The 17103-nt window shown below is 69.2% G+C and carries 20 protein-coding genes; 13 read left to right on the forward strand and 7 right to left on the reverse strand.

Features of this window, described 5'->3' with window-relative positions; all coding sequences use genetic code 11:
- Window positions 1-150 precede the first annotated feature (150 nt).
- Window positions 151-1626: a CYTH and CHAD domain-containing protein gene (locus AC1DW3_RS21860; RefSeq protein WP_477934826.1), complete on the forward strand. Its 1476-nt coding sequence runs from the start codon at window positions 151-153 to the stop codon at window positions 1624-1626.
- On the opposite strand, the gene AC1DW3_RS21865 is transcribed toward AC1DW3_RS21860, so the two are convergent.
- Together AC1DW3_RS21865 and sugE are read right to left on the reverse strand one after the other, a co-directional pair.
- On the reverse strand, window positions 1615-2196 hold the full coding sequence (locus AC1DW3_RS21865) for a GNAT family N-acetyltransferase (protein ID WP_477934828.1): 582 nt from the start codon (window positions 2194-2196) through the stop codon (window positions 1615-1617). The genes AC1DW3_RS21860 and AC1DW3_RS21865 overlap by 12 nt on opposite strands.
- 7 nt (window positions 2197-2203) lie before the next feature.
- Window positions 2204-2524: a quaternary ammonium compound efflux SMR transporter SugE gene (sugE, locus tag AC1DW3_RS21870; RefSeq protein ID WP_477934830.1), complete on the reverse strand. Its 321-nt coding sequence runs from the start codon at window positions 2522-2524 to the stop codon at window positions 2204-2206.
- Between the two features lie 177 nt (window positions 2525-2701).
- Between sugE and AC1DW3_RS21875 the strand changes: the two genes are divergently transcribed.
- From AC1DW3_RS21875 to AC1DW3_RS21885, 3 genes are read left to right on the forward strand one after another with little or no spacing between them, the layout of a single operon-like run.
- Window positions 2702-2908: a hypothetical protein gene (locus tag AC1DW3_RS21875; RefSeq protein ID WP_477934832.1), complete on the forward strand. Its 207-nt coding sequence runs from the start codon at window positions 2702-2704 to the stop codon at window positions 2906-2908.
- Between the two features lie 40 nt (window positions 2909-2948).
- Window positions 2949-3479 carry a CbrC family protein gene (locus AC1DW3_RS21880; RefSeq protein ID WP_477934834.1) on the forward strand — a complete coding sequence of 177 codons (531 nt, stop codon included), beginning with the start codon at window positions 2949-2951 and terminating at the stop codon, window positions 3477-3479.
- A 45-nt stretch (window positions 3480-3524) separates the two neighbouring features.
- Complete coding sequence (locus AC1DW3_RS21885; RefSeq protein WP_477934836.1) at window positions 3525-4268, forward strand: tRNA-uridine aminocarboxypropyltransferase; 744 nt, start codon at window positions 3525-3527, stop codon at window positions 4266-4268.
- An 11-nt stretch (window positions 4269-4279) separates the two neighbouring features.
- Here the strand turns inward: AC1DW3_RS21885 and AC1DW3_RS21890 are convergent, their stop codons facing one another.
- A complete protein-coding gene (locus AC1DW3_RS21890; protein ID WP_477934838.1) occupies window positions 4280-4633 on the reverse strand; it encodes a DUF1428 domain-containing protein in 354 nt (117 codons plus the stop codon).
- Window positions 4634-4791: 158 nt separating this feature from the next.
- Between AC1DW3_RS21890 and AC1DW3_RS21895 the strand changes: the two genes are divergently transcribed.
- The gene (locus AC1DW3_RS21895; protein WP_477934840.1) at window positions 4792-5850 is read left to right on the forward strand and encodes a DMT family transporter; all 1059 of its coding nucleotides are present in this window, start codon (window positions 4792-4794) and stop codon (window positions 5848-5850) included.
- Window positions 5851-5853: 3 nt separating this feature from the next.
- Here AC1DW3_RS21895 and AC1DW3_RS21900 read toward each other — a convergent pair whose 3' ends face one another.
- On the reverse strand, window positions 5854-6867 hold the full coding sequence (locus AC1DW3_RS21900; protein WP_477934842.1) for a Cj0069 family protein: 1014 nt from the start codon (window positions 6865-6867) through the stop codon (window positions 5854-5856).
- A 276-nt stretch (window positions 6868-7143) separates the two neighbouring features.
- On the opposite strand from AC1DW3_RS21900, the gene AC1DW3_RS21905 reads away from it, so the two are divergent.
- The 5 genes from AC1DW3_RS21905 (at window position 7144) to AC1DW3_RS21925 (ending at window position 13010) form a co-directional block, all read left to right on the forward strand.
- On the forward strand, window positions 7144-7575 hold the full coding sequence (locus tag AC1DW3_RS21905; protein ID WP_477934844.1) for a hypothetical protein: 432 nt from the start codon (window positions 7144-7146) through the stop codon (window positions 7573-7575).
- The gene (locus tag AC1DW3_RS21910; RefSeq protein WP_477934846.1) at window positions 7572-9038 is read left to right on the forward strand and encodes an ATPase domain-containing protein; all 1467 of its coding nucleotides are present in this window, start codon (window positions 7572-7574) and stop codon (window positions 9036-9038) included. Before AC1DW3_RS21905 ends, AC1DW3_RS21910 begins: the two co-directional genes overlap by 4 nt.
- A 44-nt stretch (window positions 9039-9082) precedes the next feature.
- On the forward strand, window positions 9083-9853 hold the full coding sequence (locus AC1DW3_RS21915) for a diguanylate cyclase domain-containing protein (RefSeq protein ID WP_477934848.1): 771 nt from the start codon (window positions 9083-9085) through the stop codon (window positions 9851-9853).
- 364 nt (window positions 9854-10217) lie between these two features.
- On the forward strand, window positions 10218-12602 hold the full coding sequence (locus AC1DW3_RS21920; RefSeq protein ID WP_477934850.1) for a catalase: 2385 nt from the start codon (window positions 10218-10220) through the stop codon (window positions 12600-12602).
- Between the two features lie 90 nt (window positions 12603-12692).
- Entirely contained in the window at window positions 12693-13010 is a 318-nt protein-coding gene (locus AC1DW3_RS21925; RefSeq protein ID WP_477934852.1) for a hypothetical protein, read from the forward strand.
- 15 nt (window positions 13011-13025) lie between these two features.
- On the opposite strand, the gene AC1DW3_RS21930 is transcribed toward AC1DW3_RS21925, so the two are convergent.
- Entirely contained in the window at window positions 13026-14336 is a 1311-nt protein-coding gene (locus AC1DW3_RS21930) for an ATP-binding protein (RefSeq protein ID WP_477934853.1), read from the reverse strand.
- 152 nt (window positions 14337-14488) lie between these two features.
- Between AC1DW3_RS21930 and AC1DW3_RS21935 the strand changes: the two genes are divergently transcribed.
- Complete coding sequence (locus AC1DW3_RS21935) at window positions 14489-15241, forward strand: PRC-barrel domain-containing protein (protein WP_477934855.1); 753 nt, start codon at window positions 14489-14491, stop codon at window positions 15239-15241.
- Between the two features lie 28 nt (window positions 15242-15269).
- Window positions 15270-15554 carry a sll1863 family stress response protein gene (locus AC1DW3_RS21940; protein WP_477934857.1) on the forward strand — a complete coding sequence of 95 codons (285 nt, stop codon included), beginning with the start codon at window positions 15270-15272 and terminating at the stop codon, window positions 15552-15554.
- On the opposite strand, the gene AC1DW3_RS21945 is transcribed toward AC1DW3_RS21940, so the two are convergent.
- Window positions 15538-15828 (reverse strand): BON domain-containing protein, encoded by a 291-nt coding sequence (locus AC1DW3_RS21945; RefSeq protein WP_477934859.1) that lies wholly within the window; start codon window positions 15826-15828, stop codon window positions 15538-15540. The genes AC1DW3_RS21940 and AC1DW3_RS21945 overlap by 17 nt on opposite strands.
- 187 nt (window positions 15829-16015) lie before the next feature.
- On the opposite strand from AC1DW3_RS21945, the gene AC1DW3_RS21950 reads away from it, so the two are divergent.
- Complete coding sequence (locus AC1DW3_RS21950) at window positions 16016-16168, forward strand: hypothetical protein (protein WP_477934861.1); 153 nt, start codon at window positions 16016-16018, stop codon at window positions 16166-16168.
- 6 nt (window positions 16169-16174) lie between these two features.
- On the opposite strand, the gene AC1DW3_RS21955 is transcribed toward AC1DW3_RS21950, so the two are convergent.
- Complete coding sequence (locus tag AC1DW3_RS21955) at window positions 16175-17035, reverse strand: DUF6920 family protein (RefSeq protein WP_477934863.1); 861 nt, start codon at window positions 17033-17035, stop codon at window positions 16175-16177.
- Window positions 17036-17103: the final 68 nt, after the last annotated feature.

Genomic DNA, 17103 nt, shown 5'->3' on the forward strand with positions numbered 1-17103 from the left:
GCAGGCACGACAAGTCCACCGGACTTGCCGTGTCCGGCCTCAGCCCCCGAGGGGACGGCGATGCTTGCCGGCTCGACCGGCAAGCACATCGCCAGGGCGGGCCGGCCAGGGAGCGGCCCGGCGCTCGGCCCGCAGGTTTCATCTGCCTCGATGGCTGATAACGCCGAGATCGAACTGAAGTTCCTCGTGCCGGCGGCGGCCCGTGTGGCGCTGGCGGCCGAGCTGACGGGACGCGGCACCGCGCGACGCGTCGCGCTGATCGATGCCTATTTCGACACGCCCGACCAGCGCCTGGCGCGCGCCGGTCTGGCCTGGCGCATGCGCCGCGAAGGCCGCCGCTGGGTACAGGGATTGAAGGCCGCACAGGCAGGGGCGCTGGAGCGCTTCGAGCATGAGGTCCTGCGTCCCGATGCCCATCTCGACCCACAGGCGCATGACGAAACCGCACGCGGCCGGCAGCTGGCGGAGCTGTTGGAGAAGGCCCATGCCCAGGGCCAGGACGTCGGCCTGCGCTTCCAGGTCCAGCAACGCCGCCTGCTGCGCCGCGTGCGCACGCGCGGCGCCGTCGTCGACATCGCGCTGGACGAGGGCCGGCTCACGGCCGGCGCCCAAGCGCTGCCGCTGCGCGAGATCGAGTTCGAGCTGGTGTCGGGCTCGGTGGTAGCGATGCTGGGGCTGGTCGAGCGTTGGCGACAGCGCTTCGGCCTCGTCTACGACCCGCGCAACAAGGCGGAGCGTGGCCACCGGCTGGCAGAGGGCTCGCCCCATCCGCCGCTGCGCAAGGCCAAATCGCCCCGCTATGACAAGGCTTCCAGCACGCTGGATGCCTTCGGCGCCGTGTTTGACGAATGCCTGGCTCACATCAGCCGCAACGCCATCGGCCTGGCTGAGGGCGACCCCGAGTTGCGCGCCGAGCATGTGCACCAGGCTCGCGTCGGCATCCGCCGGCTGCGCAGCGCGCTGCGAGCCTTCCGCGGCTGGGTGGCCGAGGCGCCGGCCGAGTTGGTGGAGGGCCTGCGCGCGCTGTTCGCCGAACTCGGCAAGGCGCGCGACAGCGATGTGTTGGGCAGCGGTGTCGTCGCCGAACTCCAGCGGGCCGGTGCACCGCCGCTGGCCCTGCGCGCAGACGGCAACACGCCCGACCTCGCCGCATTGATCCGCAGCGACGCCACGCAGCACCTGCTGCTGGCCTGGATCACCTGGCGCGCCGGCCTTCAGCCCCTCACGGAGCCGCTGGATGCTCTGAAGCGCCTGGCGCGCAAGCGGCTGCGCGGCTGGCACAAAGGCCTGGTGGACGGCTGCCACCGCTTCGACGAACTCGAACCCACCGCGCTGCATGCGCTGCGCAAGCACGCCAAGCGACAGCGCTATGCGCTCGAATTCTTCGCGCCGCTGCTGCCGCGCAGGCAGGCGGCCCGGCATCTGCAGGCCCTGGCCGCGGCCCAGCAGGCATTGGGTGAGATCAACGACCTCGTCGTCGCCCGCGACCGCTATCAGGCCCTGGTGGCCAGCGACCCCGCCGCCTGGTTCGCCGTCGGCTGGCTGACGGCACGCCTGGCCGAAGCGCGGGAAAAGGCACGCGGCGACCTCGGCCACCTGGCGGCCATCGAGAACCTAGCGCGCTAGCCTCAGCCTCACGATGGGCCGCGCCGGCTTGCGCCTTGCGACCTCCTCGAAGCCCAGTTCATCGAACATGGCCAGCGAGCCGAACCAGGGCGCGTCCGGTGCGCCGTCCTGCGCCTTGTCGACCGGGTAGGCCTCCACCAGCTTCACGCCGCGTGAACGGGCGTAGTCCACCGCGCCCCGCAGCAGCGCCCGGGCGACGCCCTGCTTGCGGTGCTCCGACGGCACGACGAGGCAGACGATGGACCAGACCGGCTCGTCGTCCACCGCCTTCATGGCCGGCGAGTTGCGCAGCTTGGCGTAGGCCTCGCGCGGGCCGAGCGACAGCCAGCCCACCGGCGTGTCGCCGTGGTAGCCGATCAGGCCGGGCGGTGGGTCGTGGGCCGCGAGCCCCTGCAGCGTGTCATGGGCCCGTTGGCGCTGCGCATCGCTGGGCCGCGTGTAGGCACCCTTGCCGCTGACGCGGTAGTACATGCACCAGCATCCGCGCGCCACCGAGCAGCCGCGCGCCTCGAAGACGGCCTCCAGATCGGGCCAGCGCTCGGGCGTCAGCGCATGCACGGCGAGCTCCACGGCGGTCTCAGCTCGGTGAGGACAGCTTCAGCCCGACGATACCGGCCACGATGAGAGCGACGCTGAACAACCGCGCCGGGTTGGCCGGCTCACCGAGCAGGAAGATGCCCAGCACGACGGTGCCGACCGCGCCGACGCCGACCCAGACGCCATAGGCCGTGCCCACCGGCAGCGACTTCATCGCGATGCCGAGCAGCCACAGGCTGGCGATCATGCAGGCCGCCGTCGCCACGCTGGGCCAGGGGCGCGTGAAGCCCTCGGTGTATTTCAGGCCGATGGCCCAGCCGACCTCGAGCAGGCCGGCAATGACAAGAACGATCCAGGCCATCCGTCTTCCTTCCGCAATGCCCGGGTCATCGCCAAGGCCTCGGCAGGATTCTGGCCGGGCCGGAATTCCCGGTCCTCCGTGGGGCTGCCTCCCAGCCGCCGCGGACTCTCGCGCTGTCCTACACACAAGCACCTGGATACGGCAAAAACTCGACACGACGACGGCCAAGGAGAGCACATGGAAATGCCGCAAACCCACTCATTGAGCGAAGGCTGGTCCCAGGGCTGGATGGTGCTGAGGGTGAAGCTGGAACCGCCCGGCGACTTCGTCAGCTTCCATGCCCATGCCGCCGAGGCGCAGGCCGACGCCCGGCAGCGCGGCGCCGGCCATCAGGTCTTCCATGGGAGCTATCGCGCCGGCACCGGTGAGTTCATCGTCGACTAGCGCGGTTCTGCGCACACCCTCGCTCTGGTAGCGTCGCGGCATGGACCTGCCCCTCTTCCGCTACCACCCCGATCCCCTCGCGACCGGCGCCATCGAAAAGCGCAAGGTCGAATGCGTCTGTTGCGGCCAGCAGCGCAGCTTCGTCTACGTGCAGCCGGTGTATGCCACCACCGACCTGGACGAGAAGCTCTGCCCCTGGTGCATCGCCGACGGTTCGGCGGCGAGCAAGTTTGCGGCGAACTTCTCGGACCCGCAGCCCCTCGCGAAGGCCGGTGTGTCGCAAGAGATCGTCGACGAGGTGAGCCTGAGGACGCCGGGCTACTCCTGCTGGCAGCAGGAGGAGTGGCTGGCGCATTGCGACGACGCCTGCGAGTTCCACGGTGATGCCTCCGAGGAGGACGTGGAGGACGCGAGCGCGGCCACGAAGGCGGACTGGTGTCAACGCTACGGGCTGGGCGAGAAGGACTGGGTCCGCGCGACGGCCAACTACGAGCCCGCAGGCGACAGCGCCTTCTACAAATTCGTGTGCCGGCATTGCGGCGCGGTGCGGCTGGGTTGGGATTGCTCGTGAATTGAGCGCCATCGAGCCCCGCTTGCCTGCCCGGACAATCGGGGCATGTCTCATGCCGTGTCTCTTCTGCGCGCCGCGCGCCTGGCGAGTGCCACCAAGCCCTTCTCGGCTCGCGGTGGCTTCAAGCGGGAGCGCTGCGAAGGCTGCCGGCTGGTGCCGACGCACTGCATGTGCGCCTTGCGCACGTCGGTGGCCACGCGCGCCGCGGTGTGCCTGCTGATGGCCGACATCGAGCCGCTGAAGCCGACCAACACCGGTTGGCTGATCGCCGATGTGGTCGCCGACACCTTCGCTTTCGGCTGGTCGCGAACCGAGCCCGATCCCACCCTCCTCGCGCTGCTGAGCGATCCGGCCTGGGACTGCTACGTCGTCTTCCCGGGCCAGTACGCCGCGCCGGAGCGCGTGGTGCAGGCCCTCAGGCCGCAGGCGCCTGGCCAGGGCGGCATCACCAGGCGGCCCCTCTTCATCCTGCTGGACGGCACCTGGTCCGAGGCGCGCAAGATGTTCAGCCGCAGCCCCTACCTGAACCACATGCCGGTGCTCAACCTGGCGCCCACCGGGGCCTCGCAATACCGGCTGCGCCGCTCACGCTGCGACGACCATTTCTGCACCAGCGAAGTGGCCGCGCGCTGCCTGAGCCTGGCGGGCGACGAGCGCGCGGAGAAGACGCTGGACGCGTATCTGGGCGTCTTCACGCATCACTACCTGCAGGCGAAGAACCAGTTGCCCGTCGCCTGGGAGGGCGCGGCGCATCAGCGCCTGCACGAGGCGATTGCCCGGCAGGCCTAGCAAGTCGGCGATCAGGCCTCCACGATCACCTCGAAGCCGCCGAAGATCATCCGCTGTCCGTCGAACGGCATGCCTTCCGGCCCCTTCTTCATGCTCGGGTCCTCCATGACCTTCTTCATGCCCGCGTTGCGCGCCTGCTTGGAAGGCCAGACCACCCACGAGAAGACGACGGCCTCATCGGCCTTGCGCTGCACGGCCAGTGGGAAGGAGGTGAGCTTGCCTTCCGGCACGTCATCGCCCCAGCACTCGACCACCTGCAGGGCGCCGTGCTGCTTGAACAGCGCGGCCATCTCCAGCGCCAGCTGGCGATAGGTCTCGCGCTTGGCCACGGGCACAGGGACCAGATATCCGTCGACATAGTTCATGGTGTCTCTCCATCGGGGGACGGCAACAACGCCGCCTCATGGGCGACGAGGGAGCGGGAGCGATCTCGACAAGATCGGCCGCCGGACATGTAAGTGCATGTGCGGAGGGGCTGCGCCCCCCGTATCGTCTGCCCTCCGAACTCGACTCCATTTCCGGCATGACCCACCCCCACTTGCACGGCCTGCCCGCACTGCGCGGTGGCCTGCTGGCCCTGCTGGCCGCGGCGCTGTTTGGCATCAGCACGCCCTTGGTGCAGCGGCTGGGCATGGGCCTGGGACCGTTCACGACAGCGGCCTTGCTCTATGCAGGGGCCGCCGTCATCGGCGCGCTGCTGCGCCAGCGGGTGGAGAAGGAAGCCCGGCTGCTGCGTTCGGACCTGCCCCGCCTGCTGGCTGTCGCCTTCTTCGGCGCCTTGCTGGGGCCCGTGGCCCTGGCCTGGGGCCTGCAGCGCACCAGCGGCACCGGGGCCTCCCTGATGCTGACGCTGGAAGCCCTCTTCACTGCCGTGCTGGCCTGGCGCCTGTACGGCGAGACCCTGGACAGGCGCGTGCAGGCCGGCATGGGACTGCTGCTCGCCGGTGGCGTATTGCTCGTGCTGGACCAGGGGCCGGCATCGGGTGGCCCATGGCTCGGACTGCTGGCGGTGCTGGCAGCCACAGCGGCCTGGGGCATGGACAACACCTTGTCGCGCGCGCTGGCCGAGCGCGACCCCGCCCAGGTGGTGCTGGCCAAGGCCACGCTGGGCGCCACGGCAACGACGGCACTCGCCTTCGCTTCAGGCGAGCCGCTGCCCTCGGCCGGTGTCGTCCTGGGCTTGCTGGCCGTGGGCGCCGCCGGCTACGGCCTGAGCCTGCGCTTCTATCTGCTGGCCCAGCGCGAGTTTGGCGCGGCGCGCACGGGCTCGGTCTTCGCCTTCGCCCCCTTCATCGGCGCCGCACTGGCCTTCGCGCTGGGCGATCGTTCGGCCGGCTGGGGCATGGCGCTGGCCGGCGGGTTGATGCTCGCGGGCGTCGCCCTGCATCTCGCCGAATTGCACGAACATGAACACGAGCACGAGGCCCTGGATCACGAGCACGCCCATCGACATGACGATGGCCACCACGACCATCACCACGACACCCTGCCCGAGGGCGCACACAGCCACCCGCATCGGCACCGGCCCATGCGCCACAGCCATGCGCACGTGCCGGACGCGCACCACGGCCACGACCATTGAGCGCTAGGACAGCCGCCGCTTCACCGCCGCCACCAGCGGCTCGATCGCCGAAGGTGGAAACGGCGACACGCTGCTGGCGTTGATCTCGCACAGCACGTGGCTGCCCGGCTGCTCGCCGAACAGGAAGTCGCAGTCCCACAGCAGCGGCAGCTGTTCTCGCGTGAGGCCCACGCGCTCGCGCAGCAGCTCCACCCAGCCGCCCTCCAGGCGCTCGCGCAGCGCCTGGAACTGCGGCAGGTCCGCCGGGTGGTAGAGGCGCGTGGTGGTGGCGGGCGGCGGCGCGCCGTCGGTGGCCGGGTACAGGGCATTGATGTGCTGGTGGCCGAAGCCCGCCACGCGGTCGCCGACGAGGTAGGCGCGCACCATGCCGTCCACCAGGCGCGGCTGCCAGGCCTGGTCCACCATGTGGCCGCCGGCCTCGGGCTCGAAATACGGCGCCAGGCGCTGCAGCAGCCCGTCCATGTCCAGGGTCTCTTCCTGCGCGCCGCGCTGGGCATGGCGCACCGTCATCAGCGGCGAAGCCTGCACCGACTCCACGCGCCACACGCCGTTGCCGCTCTGGCCCCGGTACTGCTTCAGCACCCGCGCGCCGTGCCGCAGCCGCTGCGGCAGCGCCACCGCCAGCTGCGCCAGGCTGTCCACACGCACCGCATCGCTGCCGAAGGGCAGATCCCTCGTCTCAACGAGCACGTCCTTGGTGCCCAGCCTGAGGAGGGTGTCGGGGTGGGTGCTGACGAGCACGCCGGCCGCAGCCACCTCGCGCAGCAGCCTGTCCAGGCGGTCGCGCCGCCGGCCGCCCTCGATGGGGTTGCACCAGACGAGCACGGCCTGCACGCGCCGCAGCTGCGCGGCCACTTCATCGGCGAAGTCGTCGTGATAGACGGCCGGCTCGGCGGGCAGGCCGGCGGCCTTGAAGGCATCGAAGAGGGCCGCGAAGCGGCTCTGCGCCGGGTCGCTGCGGTCACGCGCGGCGCGGTCGCCCGGGTAGAGCAAGGCGATGGTGGGCTGGCCTGGCATGCAAGCTCCTGAGGCGTCAGAGGTGGGCAAGCGGACAGAGCACCAGCCCCGCGATGGCGACGGCGACAACGATGGGCTCCGGCACTCTCATGGTCCGGTTCACCGGGCGGTGAACAGGGCGCACTTGATTGATTCATGTCGCGAAGAATGCATTGATGTAGAGCTCGATACAAGAATTCGACCCTGGGCCTGCGGAGATTCAGCCGAGGCAACCCCGCGCGTCGATTGCCGCGGAGGCCTACACTGCGCCGCACATCAGCTCCAAACCCTCCGCCCATGGACAGCCGAGAGAGCAGCCGGTTTACGGCTCCTCTGGCCCAACGCGTGGCAGAGGGTGCCGGCTCCCTGCAGATTGCCGACGCGATCGGCGCGACGTGGACGGACATCCAGTTCGCCCTGCAACCCGTGCTCGGGCAGCGTGGTGTCGCCGCGCTGTTCAGGCGCACGCTACACCTGACGGCCACACACCACCCCTGCCTTGCACCGCTCAAGTCAGGCGGCATCGACGCCACGACCGGGTTGGTCGAACTGACCACCCTCTTCGCTGCACAGCAACCGGCGGTCGCCATGGAGGCTTGCAGTGCCCTGTTCATGAACTTCCACGAGCTGCTGACGACCTTGATCGGCGCTCCGCTGACCGAACGGCTTCTACAGGCCGTCTGGTCGACCCCTTCGAGCGCTGCCCCGGCGCAGGATCCCAAGCCATGACTCCCAAAGTGACGATCAACAGCCTGTCAACGGGAGTGCCCGGGCTGGACGACCTGCTCGGCGGTGGCTTGCCGGAGTTCTCGTTCAATCTCATTGCCGGCCAACCCGGCTGCGGCAAGACGACGCTGGCGCACCAGATCATGTTCGCGCTGGCCACCGAGGCGCGCCCGGCGCTGTACTTCACCGTGCTGGGCGAGCCGCCGCTGAAGATGCTGCGCTACCAGCAGCAGTTCAGCTTCTTCGACCCTGCGGCCATCAACCGCAGCGTGCGCTTCGTCAACCTCTGCGAGGAGGCGATGGCCGGTGACCTGGACCAGGTGCTGGCGCGCATCACCGAGGAAGTCGCCGCGCACGAGCCGGCACTCGTCTTCGTCGATTCCTTCCGCTCCGTCGTGCTGGCCACCGATGCGGGCGGCCACGCGCACAACCACTTGCAGCGCTTCATGCAGCAGCTTGGCATGCTGATGACGAGCTGGCAGGCCACCACCTTCCTGATCGGCGAGTACTTCACCGACACCGACTCCAACCCGGTGTTCACGGTGGCGGATGGGCTGATCTGGATGCGTCAGAGCGTGCAGCGCAACGCGATGGTGCGCAAGATGGAGATCATGAAGATGCGCGGCCAGCCTTCGCTGCCGGGCCTGCACTCGTTTCGCATCAGCGGCGACGGCGTGCACGTCTTCGTGCCGGCATCGGCTCCGCCGCCGACGACGACGGGCGCCAGCACCGCGCCACGCGCGTCCATGGGCGTGCCTGGTCTGGACGAGATGATGGATGGCGGCCTGCCGCGCGGCTACTCGCTGCTGCTGGCGGGCCCGTCCGGGTCGGGCAAGAGCATCCTGGCGGCGGCCTTCCTGGACGCCGGCGTGCGCAACGGCGAGACCGGCGTCATCGCTGCCTTCGAGCGGCGCCCCCATCGCGTGCACAACAAGGCGCTGGCGCAGTACATCGCGGATGGCCGCATCGGCCTCGTCGAGAGCCACGCGGCCGACATCTCCATCGAGGAGGTCATGCAGATGCTTGCCACGGAGATCCGCCAGCGGGGCGCCAGTCGCGTCGTCATCGACTCGCTGTCAGGGTTCGAACTGGCGCTGGGGCCGTCGTTCAAGGAGGATTTCCGCGAGTCCTTGCTGCGCCTGGTCACGTCGTTGGCCGGTCTGGGCGTCACCGTGCTGATGACGTCGGAGCTGGAGGACCGCTACACCGATCTGCGCTTCAGCCCCTACGGCACGGCCTTCATGACCGACGCCATCATCGTGCAGCGCTACATCGAGGTCGAAAGCCGGCTGCGCCGCGTGCTGGCGGTCGTGAAAGTGCGCGACAGCAGACATTCGGATCAGCTGCGCGAATACAGCATCGGCGACAGGGGCATCGAGATCGGCACGATGCTTGCTGGACAGGAGGGTCTGCTGGGCGGTCGCCCGGCGACCCGGCCCCGCGGCGTCGCCGCCGGCGAGGCCTAGCAACGCGCTGCCATCCCGGCAGGGCAATATTTCAGGGGCGCGGCATGGCCACGGTTCCCGACGCACCGGACCCGAACGCACTGCAGGCGGAGCTTGCCGCGCTGCGGGTGCAGACCGTCGAGGCGAAGGCGGAACTGGGTCGCGTCCGCGCCGACCTGGTCGAGGCCCGGGAGCAGCTGGGCAGCCACACCATGCACCAGTTGCTGGAGGCCAACGAGCAACTGGTGATGGACGCCGTGCGCTCGCGCGACATGGCCGACTCCACGGCCTTGCTGGTGGCCGAGCTGACGCGATCCAGCGAGCTCGATTCGCTGACGCGGCTGCCCAATCGACTGTTGCTGATCGATCGCTTCTCTCAGGGCCTGACCCATGCCAGGCGCCATGAGGGCAGGCTCGCCCTGCTGTTCATGGATCTCGACGGGTTCAAGCAGATCAACGACGCGCTGGGCCACCAGATCGGTGACGCCGTGCTGCGCGCGGTCAGCCTGTGTCTGGTCGGCTGCGTGCGCCAGATCGACACCGTGTGCCGCCTGGGCGGCGATGAGTTCATCGTGCTGTTGCCGGAGATCACCGACGTCCACGACGCCGGGCTGGTGGCGCAGAAACTGATGGACTCATTGGCGCAGCTGACGCAGGTGGGCGGCGTGCGGGTGCGGGTATCGGCCAGCATCGGCATCAGCGTCTACCCCGACGATGCCGAGGGCATCGAGGCGCTGGTCGACTGCGCGGACCAGGCGATGTACCGCAGCAAACATGCCGGCGGCGGCGGCTACAGCTTCTTCTCGACACGCGGCCCGGGACCGGGCCACAGCTGAGCGCTTGCCGAATATCGGTAAAAGCGGACCGCGGACCCTGGGAATCGGCTGCGTTTACCGCCCCTCGTCTGGGTGGCCAGGCCGGCGCCCTGCACTGCCAGCGCCCCCTACGCCCGGCACACCGGCCTGACGCACCGCGACGCGCGCCTGGGCGCGGACCTTGCCGCCTGAGTGGCACCCGACCAGGACGACGAGGACGCGATCGACACGCAACCGAACACCGCCATCGGCGCCGACTCCAAGAGCCCCACCTGATTGCCGTCGAGGACGGCATCAAGACGGGCCTTCCCGAGGCCTCCGCCCGGCATGGCGCGCTGTTTGCCAGGTGCCGGCGTCGCGCCCACCTCGATCCCTGGAAGCCCCCATGCCCACCTCTCGCAAGACCTCGGCGGCAGCCGCCGCCCGCAATACCGACAGCGCAGCCGCCCACCCGGGCCAGCCCACCGACCAGGCCTCCCGCAAGACCGCCGAGACCGGCGACATGGCCGCCGCCATGCCCTTCAACGCCAACAAGGCTGCGGAGCATGGTGAGCAGCCGCAAGCCCCTGTCGGCGCCACCGTCCCGCCGCCATCGCGCCTCCCCACGGGCAGCACGCTGACGGAAGCGACGGCGACAGGCAAGGCCGGCGGCGCGGCACAGGACGGCGTCAACCCCACGGCGGCTCCGCTGGACCGCGTGCGCGTGGACAGCGGCGGCCAGCGGCTGACGACCAACCAGGGCGTGCCCATCGCCGACAACCAGAACTCGCTGAAGTCCGGCACCCGCGGCCCCACGCTGCTGGAAGACTTCATCCTGCGCGAGAAGATCACCCACTTCGACCACGAGCGCACGCCTGAGCGCATCGTGCATGCGCGCGGCTCGGCGGCGCATGGTTTCTTCGAGGCCTACGACGCCATCCCCCAGTTGACCAAGGCGGCGCCTTTCCAGGAAGCCGGCAAGGTCACGCCGGTGTTCGTGCGCTTCTCCACCGTGGCCGGCGAGCGCGGCTCCAAGGACACGGCACGCGACGTGCGCGGTTTTGCCGTCAAGTTCTACACCGACGAAGGGAACTGGGACCTGGTCGGCAACAACATGCCGGTGTTCTTCATCCAGGATGCGATGAAGTTCCCCGACCTCGTGCATGCCGTCAAGCCCGAGCCCCACCACGGCATGCCGCAGGCCGGCAGCGCCCACGACACCTTCTGGGACTTCGTCTCGCTGATGCCCGAGTCCACCCACATGCTGATGTGGGTGATGAGCGACCGGGCCATCCCGCGCAGCTACGCGACCATGCAGGGCTTTGGCGTGCACACCTACCGGATGGTCAATGCCGAAGGTGTCTCGGTGTTCGTCAAGTTCCACTGGAACCCCAGGTTCGGCACCCATTCGCTGTGCTGGGACGAGGCCGTGAAGATCTCCGGCGCCGATCCCGACTACCACCGCCGCGACCTGTGGGAGCGCATCGAGGGCGGCGCCTTCCCCGAGTGGGAGCTGGGCCTGCAGGTGTTCACCGAAGAGCAGGCCAACGATTTCAGCTTCGACATCCTGGACGCCACCAAGCTGATCCCCGAGGAACTCATCCCCATCCAGCCCGTCGGCCGCATGGTGCTGAACCGCAACCCCGACAACTTCTTCGCCGAGACCGAGCAGGTCGCCTTCTGCACCGCCAACATCATCCCGGGGCTGGACTTCTCCAACGACCCGCTGCTGGCCGGCCGCATCCACTCCTATGTGGACACGCAGATCACACGCCTGGGCGGGCCCAACTTCCACGAGATCCCGATCAACTCGCCCCTCGCGCCGGTGCACAACAACCAGCGCGACGGCATGCACCGCCAGGCCATTCACCGTGGCCGCGTCGCCTACGAGCCCAACTCGCTGGGCGGCGGCTGCCCCTTCCAGGCCGGTGCGGCCCAGGGCTTCACGTCGGTCGCGACAAGGCTGCAGGTCCAGGACGAGCAAGGCAAGGTGAGGGCCAAGCCCGAGCTCTTCGCCGAGCATTTCAACCAGGCCGCGCTGTTCTTCGACAGCCAGACCGCGGCCGAGCAGGCCCACATCGCCGCGGCCTTCCGCTTCGAACTGAGCAAGCTCACGGTGCCGGCCATCCGCCAGCGCGTCGTGTCCATGCTGCGCAATGCGTCGGAGGCGCTGGCCGCCAAGGTGGCCGAGGGCTTGAACATGTCACCGCTGCCGGAGGCCATGCCGCGAGCGCTGCAGCAGCCGGTCAAGCCGGAGATCACCGTGTCGCCGGCGTTGTCGCTGATGGCGCGCCCGGGTGACGGGTCAGTCAAGGGGCGCAAGGTGGCCGTGCTCGTGGCCGACGGCTGCGTGGGCCAGAGCGCCTTGGACCTGCATGCCCTGCTGTTCGAGGCCGGTGCCGTGCCGCGCTTCGTCGCGCCGCGCATCGGGCCCGTCGCCACCGAGGACGGCGTGGCGCTGCAGGCGGATGCCTCGCTGGAGAACGAACCCGGCTTCCTGTTCGACGCGCTGGTGCTGCCGGACGGCGCCGCTGCCGTGGTTGCGCTGGCCGGCGACGGCCACACGATGGAATGCATCCGCGATCAATACCGCCACGGCAAGACCATCGTGGCGCTGGGCACCGGCGCCGACCTGCTCGACCTCGCCGGCGTGCCGGACGAACTGCCCGGTGGCGGCACGGACCCCGGCATCAGCGTCACACCCGACGCGCCGACGGGCGCCGAGGCGCTGCTGCGCGGCCTGGCCCGCCATCGCCACCCTGAGCGCGAGACCGATCCGCCGGCCCTTTGACACGGCTTGACACCATTGCGGCGCAGGACCGGCACGTGCCTTGCCGCTTCTGTGCGCCGCAGCCCGCCGGCAAACATCAAGGGATCAGCGATGAACAACCCTTTGTCTCACGTCGGCCAGACGGCCCGGCCTGAAGGTGCCTCGCCCATCGCGAGTGCCCTGACCGACGTTCACCTGGGCGTGCGCTTCAGGGCCGAAGCCATTGCCCGCAATGACCTGTTCGAGGGTCGCTTCACCCTCCTCGAGGAGGGCATGGGAGGTGGCAGCGGCCGCGACGACAGCTACCGCCCCACCACGGACAACGCCTGGGCGACGCCCACCGAAGCGCTCACCTATGCCACCGAGGCCGCTCACCATGCCATCGAGGGCATCCCGCCTTTCACCAAGGGGCAGCCATCGGGCAAATGAGGCCGGCGGGCGGTGTCACGGGCCGGCGCCATAGCTGCGCGGCAGCAGGATGCGGAAGGCCGTGCCCACGCCGATGTCGGACTCGAGCTCGGTGGTCGCGTCGAGCAGGTCGCACAGGCGCTTGACGATGGACAGCCCGATGCCCTCGCCGACCTGCTGGCGCACCGGGCGCCTGTCCGCGGGCGACGCCTGGGCCTCGGCCAGGTCGACATTGACGTGGGTGATCGCGCCGGTGGCATGGTCGCTCGCGACCTGCCTGGATTGATCGGTGGCTTCCTCGAGGGCGCCGGCCAGTTGGGAGCCCGGGCCGGCATGGAAGCCCGGGCCGGTGTCCCTCACCTCGAAGAACCAGCGCTCCCGATCGCTGGAGACGCCGTCGTCACAACGGACGGTGATGCCGCCCGTGTGGGTGTACTTGATGGCATTGATGACCAGGTTCTGGGCAATGCGCCGGATCTTGACCACGTCGCCCTCGACGGGCAGTGCCGTCGGGCCCTCGAAGCGCAGGTACAGGCCGCGCTCCTGCGCATGCGCTTGCAGGTCCTCGCACAAGGTGCCGAGCAAGGCGACGGCATCGACAGCCTCCAGATGGCGGTGCTCCAGCCCGCCCTGCAGTCGGGCCAGGCTGGTCACGTCATTGAGCAGATGGCTCAACGAGCCGACATTGCGATCCAGCAGGCGCAGGAAGCTGCTACGCGTCAGCTCGGAGGCCTTGGGCGAGGCCAGCCCCGCGGTCGCCGTGGCGACGACGCCGAGGTTGCCGCGCAGGTCATGCGCCGCCTGCTGCCACAGCCGTGCGCGCTCCTGCTCCAGCTCGCGCACGGATTGCAGCGCCTGCTCAAGATCACGGATGTGGCTGGTCGCCTCGATCTGCTGCAGCTGGAAATACTGCGACACGCTGGCGCTGATGGCATCGCCGCATTGCTGGGCCCAGATCCGGCGCGCTTCAGCCATGACGGCCGGACTGAGGGCGGGGTTGTCGACCGCGTACGCTTCCAACTCCACGACAACGCATTCGTTCAGCCGACCGAGTTCGCGGGTCACCTCGGCCAGGTCGAATCCCTGCTGCCAGCGATGCAGGCCATGGGCTGCCGCGTCCCCCTGCTGGCGTTCCTCATCATCGGCCGCCGCCATCCCACCGCCGGCGAGCCTGCGCTCGAAGTCGACCAGCAGCGCGGGAATGTGGTCATGCAACTGGGCGCGGGGCAGTGCGGCCCCGGTGGTGAGCGCCGGGTCCGCCGTCACGGCGACGCGCCATGCCTGCAGGATGACGCCACGCCGCCGCTTCAGATATGCGCTCAGTGCCAAATGCTCGACGGCTTGCATCGGCGCATCCTTGTCCAACGAAATCAGGGCTCCATTCTGGGCTCAAAAGCCAGGCCGGCGTGAAKTTCGCTTGAGAGCGACGGCCACGTGCGCAGCCGCACGGACGGGCGCGCAATACCTTGCCAGCATGGGAGCCGCACCCAGGAGCCCGCATGTTCTACAGCGTCAGCCACGTCACCGCGGCCCATGTGAAGGCCGTGGACGGCGATATCGGCCCCATCGACGACGCGCTGTTCGACGACCGCCACTGGGTCATCCGCTATCTCGTCGTGGATGCGGGCAGCTGGCTGGCCGAACGCGATGTGCTGATCTCGCCCTACTCCGTCAAGCAACCGGTGGGGCACGACGGCGTGATCAACGTCGCACTGACGCGCCGGCTCATACGCAGCAGCCCGCCGCTGGACATCGAACGCCCGGTCTCACGCCAGCAGGAGCAGGCGTTCGAGCGCCACTACCACTACCCGGCCTACTGGGACGGCGGTGGCCTGTGGGCGCTCGGCGCCATGCCTTATCCATCGGTCGCGCCGCGGCTCGATGCCGATCAGCAGATGGTTGGCAACTACCCGGCAGACATGCAGTTGCGCAGCACCGAGCAGGTGTGCAGCTACGAGGTCCAGGCCACCGACCACGGCATCGGCCAGGTGCAGGACTTCGTGTTCGACGACGAGAGCTGGCAGATCCGCTACCTGGTCGTGGACACCCAGAGCTGGTGGCCCGGCGGACGCAAGGTGCTGATCGCGCTGCCCTGGGTGGACCGCATCGACTGGGCCCGCCAGCGCATCCACGTGTCGCTGACGCGGGAGCAGGTCAAGCGCAGCCCGGTCTACCAGGATGTCGCCACCATCCATCGCGACTACGAAGTCCTGCTGCATGCGAACTATCAACGCCCGGGCTATTGGGCCTGAGCCTTCAGCGCCATCGAAAGGCATGACCATGACCGCACGAGAAACCTATGTCGAGAACATCAAGCTCGAACTCGATGGGCTGAACGATCAGCTCAGCTCCTTCGAAACCAAGGTGACCCACGCCAGGCAGGACGCGCGCGAACGCTACGCCGCCGAGTTGGCCAAGCTGCGCGTGCATTCACATGATGCGCGGATGAAGTGGGAGGCCTTGCAGACGTCCAGCGAGGCCTCGTGGCACCAGTGGGTGTCCGACATGGACCGAACGCGCGATGCCTTCATCCACGCCTTTCACGATTTCAAGGAGCGCCTTTGAAGCCCGCAGTTGCAGGGCGGTGGGCAGGGCGCAGCGTGATGTCGTTGCTGACGCCGGCCAATCCGGGCAGATAACGCACGCACTCGGCGGCATCCTGGCGTTGGTAGTTCCACAGCACTTCGCCCGACAGGGTCAGCCAGCCGGCCGTGGCGCTGGCCCTGACGCCGCAAGGGAGCAGCTCACGGTTCCAGGTCAGGGCACTCTGCGCCAGGTAGGCGAGCTCCGCGTCACAAAGCATGGGCAAGGCAGGTTGGCGGGGTGCGTTGGCGTTCATGCAAGGCTCCGCGGTGAATGATGAGGCTGAGGCTGCGCGCCGGCACCGCTCGCGTCTGTGCGGCAGCCCACCTCGCACCCGACGCAGGCGTGCGCTGGCGCACCGTCAAAAGTCCCATGTCGCTCTAAGGTCGAGCCCGTCGCGGCCAGAAATCCTTCGACGGCCGGACGTTGAGCCAGGAGCTCCCATGAAGAAGTCGATGAAGTCCAAGAGCAAACCCGCCGAACCCGCCGGCCACCCGCCCGTGCTGGACATCAAGCCGGAAGGGCCCAAGGTATCGGCTCCCACGCCGGAGCGCCACAAGTCATCCGGTCGCCGAGGCCAGAAGGGCGGACGCTGAACGCCGTCAGCCGCTGAAGCGGTAGCGCAGCTTGCTCAGGCGGCCGTGCCAATAGGTCCGGCGCCCGTCCAGCAGCAACCAGGCCCACTCGCCGGCGAGCGGAACGCGCATGCCGTCCCGTATCGCCCAGTCCTTCCAGCGTCCCTCCCAGCGTGTCATCACCATGGCCCGGCCCACCCTGCGGCCGCGCGCCTCGGAGCGCACGGCCTCCACCAGGCCCGCGTCGCCGAAGCTGAAGCGCAGCGTCACCGACACCGCGCCATCCGTCAGCGTGGCATCGGCACGCCGCGCGTCCACCGCGACCCATTGCACGCCCTGGCTGGGCAGCAGCGCCGTGGGGTACCAGGGCGCCTCGGCCAGGAAACGCATCAGCTCCGCGCGCGCCAGCTCGCCCTCACCTTGTTGGCGGGCCATGTCGATGAAACCCAGCAGCACCGCATGCAACAGGCCCGCGCCGGCCAGATAGCCGTCGTGCAGGCGCACGCTCAGCCCCGCGAACACGCCCACGCGGGCATTCCACAGAAAGCCCGGCCCGCGGGTCGCCACATGCTGCTCCGCCGTGAAGGGCTGGGAGCGCCCGCTCGCGGGCGACAGGCTGAGGAAGCCGCTCTGCGTCAGGTGCACGCCGCTCACCATGGGCTGGCCGGCGGTCAGTGCAGCGCGCAGATAGCGCTGCACGGGCGCCGGCAGGTCGTTCAGTTCGGCAGGATCGAAATGCGTCACGCCGGCCGGCCCGGGTTCGGCGCCGAGCCGGGCCGTCAACGCGCTGGACCGTGAGCACCACAGTCGATGGCCTCGCGCACCCAGCAGGGTGATCACGGCCGCCAGGGCCGCCACAAGAAGCAAAGCAGCGAGCAGCCAGAGCATGCGGGTGGCCGGTTTCGTTGAGTGAGGGGTCGTGCAGGCTCGCCGGCCCCAGGGGCACCGTCTGTGCG

Source organism: Roseateles sp. P2_H4, from assembly GCF_056403315.1.

What these genes read in the sequence shown, in the direction of transcription:
- AC1DW3_RS21925 (WP_477934852.1), top strand. Translation starts at nt 12,693, where the DNA reads ATGAACAACCCTTTGTCTCACGTCGGCCAGACGGCCCGGCCTGAAGGT.
- AC1DW3_RS21940 (WP_477934857.1), top strand. Translation starts at nt 15,270, where the DNA reads ATGACCGCACGAGAAACCTATGTCGAGAACATCAAGCTCGAACTCGAT.
- AC1DW3_RS21935 (WP_477934855.1), top strand. Translation starts at nt 14,489, where the DNA reads ATGTTCTACAGCGTCAGCCACGTCACCGCGGCCCATGTGAAGGCCGTG.
- AC1DW3_RS21955 (WP_477934863.1), bottom strand. Translation starts at nt 17,035, where the DNA reads ATGCTCTGGCTGCTCGCTGCTTTGCTTCTTGTGGCGGCCCTGGCGGCC.
- AC1DW3_RS21860 (WP_477934826.1), top strand. Translation starts at nt 151, where the DNA reads ATGGCTGATAACGCCGAGATCGAACTGAAGTTCCTCGTGCCGGCGGCG.
- AC1DW3_RS21900 (WP_477934842.1), bottom strand. Translation starts at nt 6,867, where the DNA reads ATGCCAGGCCAGCCCACCATCGCCTTGCTCTACCCGGGCGACCGCGCC.
- AC1DW3_RS21930 (WP_477934853.1), bottom strand. Translation starts at nt 14,336, where the DNA reads ATGCAAGCCGTCGAGCATTTGGCACTGAGCGCATATCTGAAGCGGCGG.
- AC1DW3_RS21920 (WP_477934850.1), top strand. Translation starts at nt 10,218, where the DNA reads ATGCCCACCTCTCGCAAGACCTCGGCGGCAGCCGCCGCCCGCAATACC.
- AC1DW3_RS21890 (WP_477934838.1), bottom strand. Translation starts at nt 4,633, where the DNA reads ATGAACTATGTCGACGGATATCTGGTCCCTGTGCCCGTGGCCAAGCGC.
- AC1DW3_RS21895 (WP_477934840.1), top strand. Translation starts at nt 4,792, where the DNA reads ATGACCCACCCCCACTTGCACGGCCTGCCCGCACTGCGCGGTGGCCTG.
- AC1DW3_RS21945 (WP_477934859.1), bottom strand. Translation starts at nt 15,828, where the DNA reads ATGAACGCCAACGCACCCCGCCAACCTGCCTTGCCCATGCTTTGTGAC.
- AC1DW3_RS21875 (WP_477934832.1), top strand. Translation starts at nt 2,702, where the DNA reads ATGGAAATGCCGCAAACCCACTCATTGAGCGAAGGCTGGTCCCAGGGC.
- AC1DW3_RS21910 (WP_477934846.1), top strand. Translation starts at nt 7,572, where the DNA reads ATGACTCCCAAAGTGACGATCAACAGCCTGTCAACGGGAGTGCCCGGG.
- sugE (WP_477934830.1), bottom strand. Translation starts at nt 2,524, where the DNA reads ATGGCCTGGATCGTTCTTGTCATTGCCGGCCTGCTCGAGGTCGGCTGG.
- AC1DW3_RS21950 (WP_477934861.1), top strand. Translation starts at nt 16,016, where the DNA reads ATGAAGAAGTCGATGAAGTCCAAGAGCAAACCCGCCGAACCCGCCGGC.
- AC1DW3_RS21915 (WP_477934848.1), top strand. Translation starts at nt 9,083, where the DNA reads ATGGCCACGGTTCCCGACGCACCGGACCCGAACGCACTGCAGGCGGAG.
- AC1DW3_RS21905 (WP_477934844.1), top strand. Translation starts at nt 7,144, where the DNA reads ATGGACAGCCGAGAGAGCAGCCGGTTTACGGCTCCTCTGGCCCAACGC.
- AC1DW3_RS21885 (WP_477934836.1), top strand. Translation starts at nt 3,525, where the DNA reads ATGTCTCATGCCGTGTCTCTTCTGCGCGCCGCGCGCCTGGCGAGTGCC.
- AC1DW3_RS21880 (WP_477934834.1), top strand. Translation starts at nt 2,949, where the DNA reads ATGGACCTGCCCCTCTTCCGCTACCACCCCGATCCCCTCGCGACCGGC.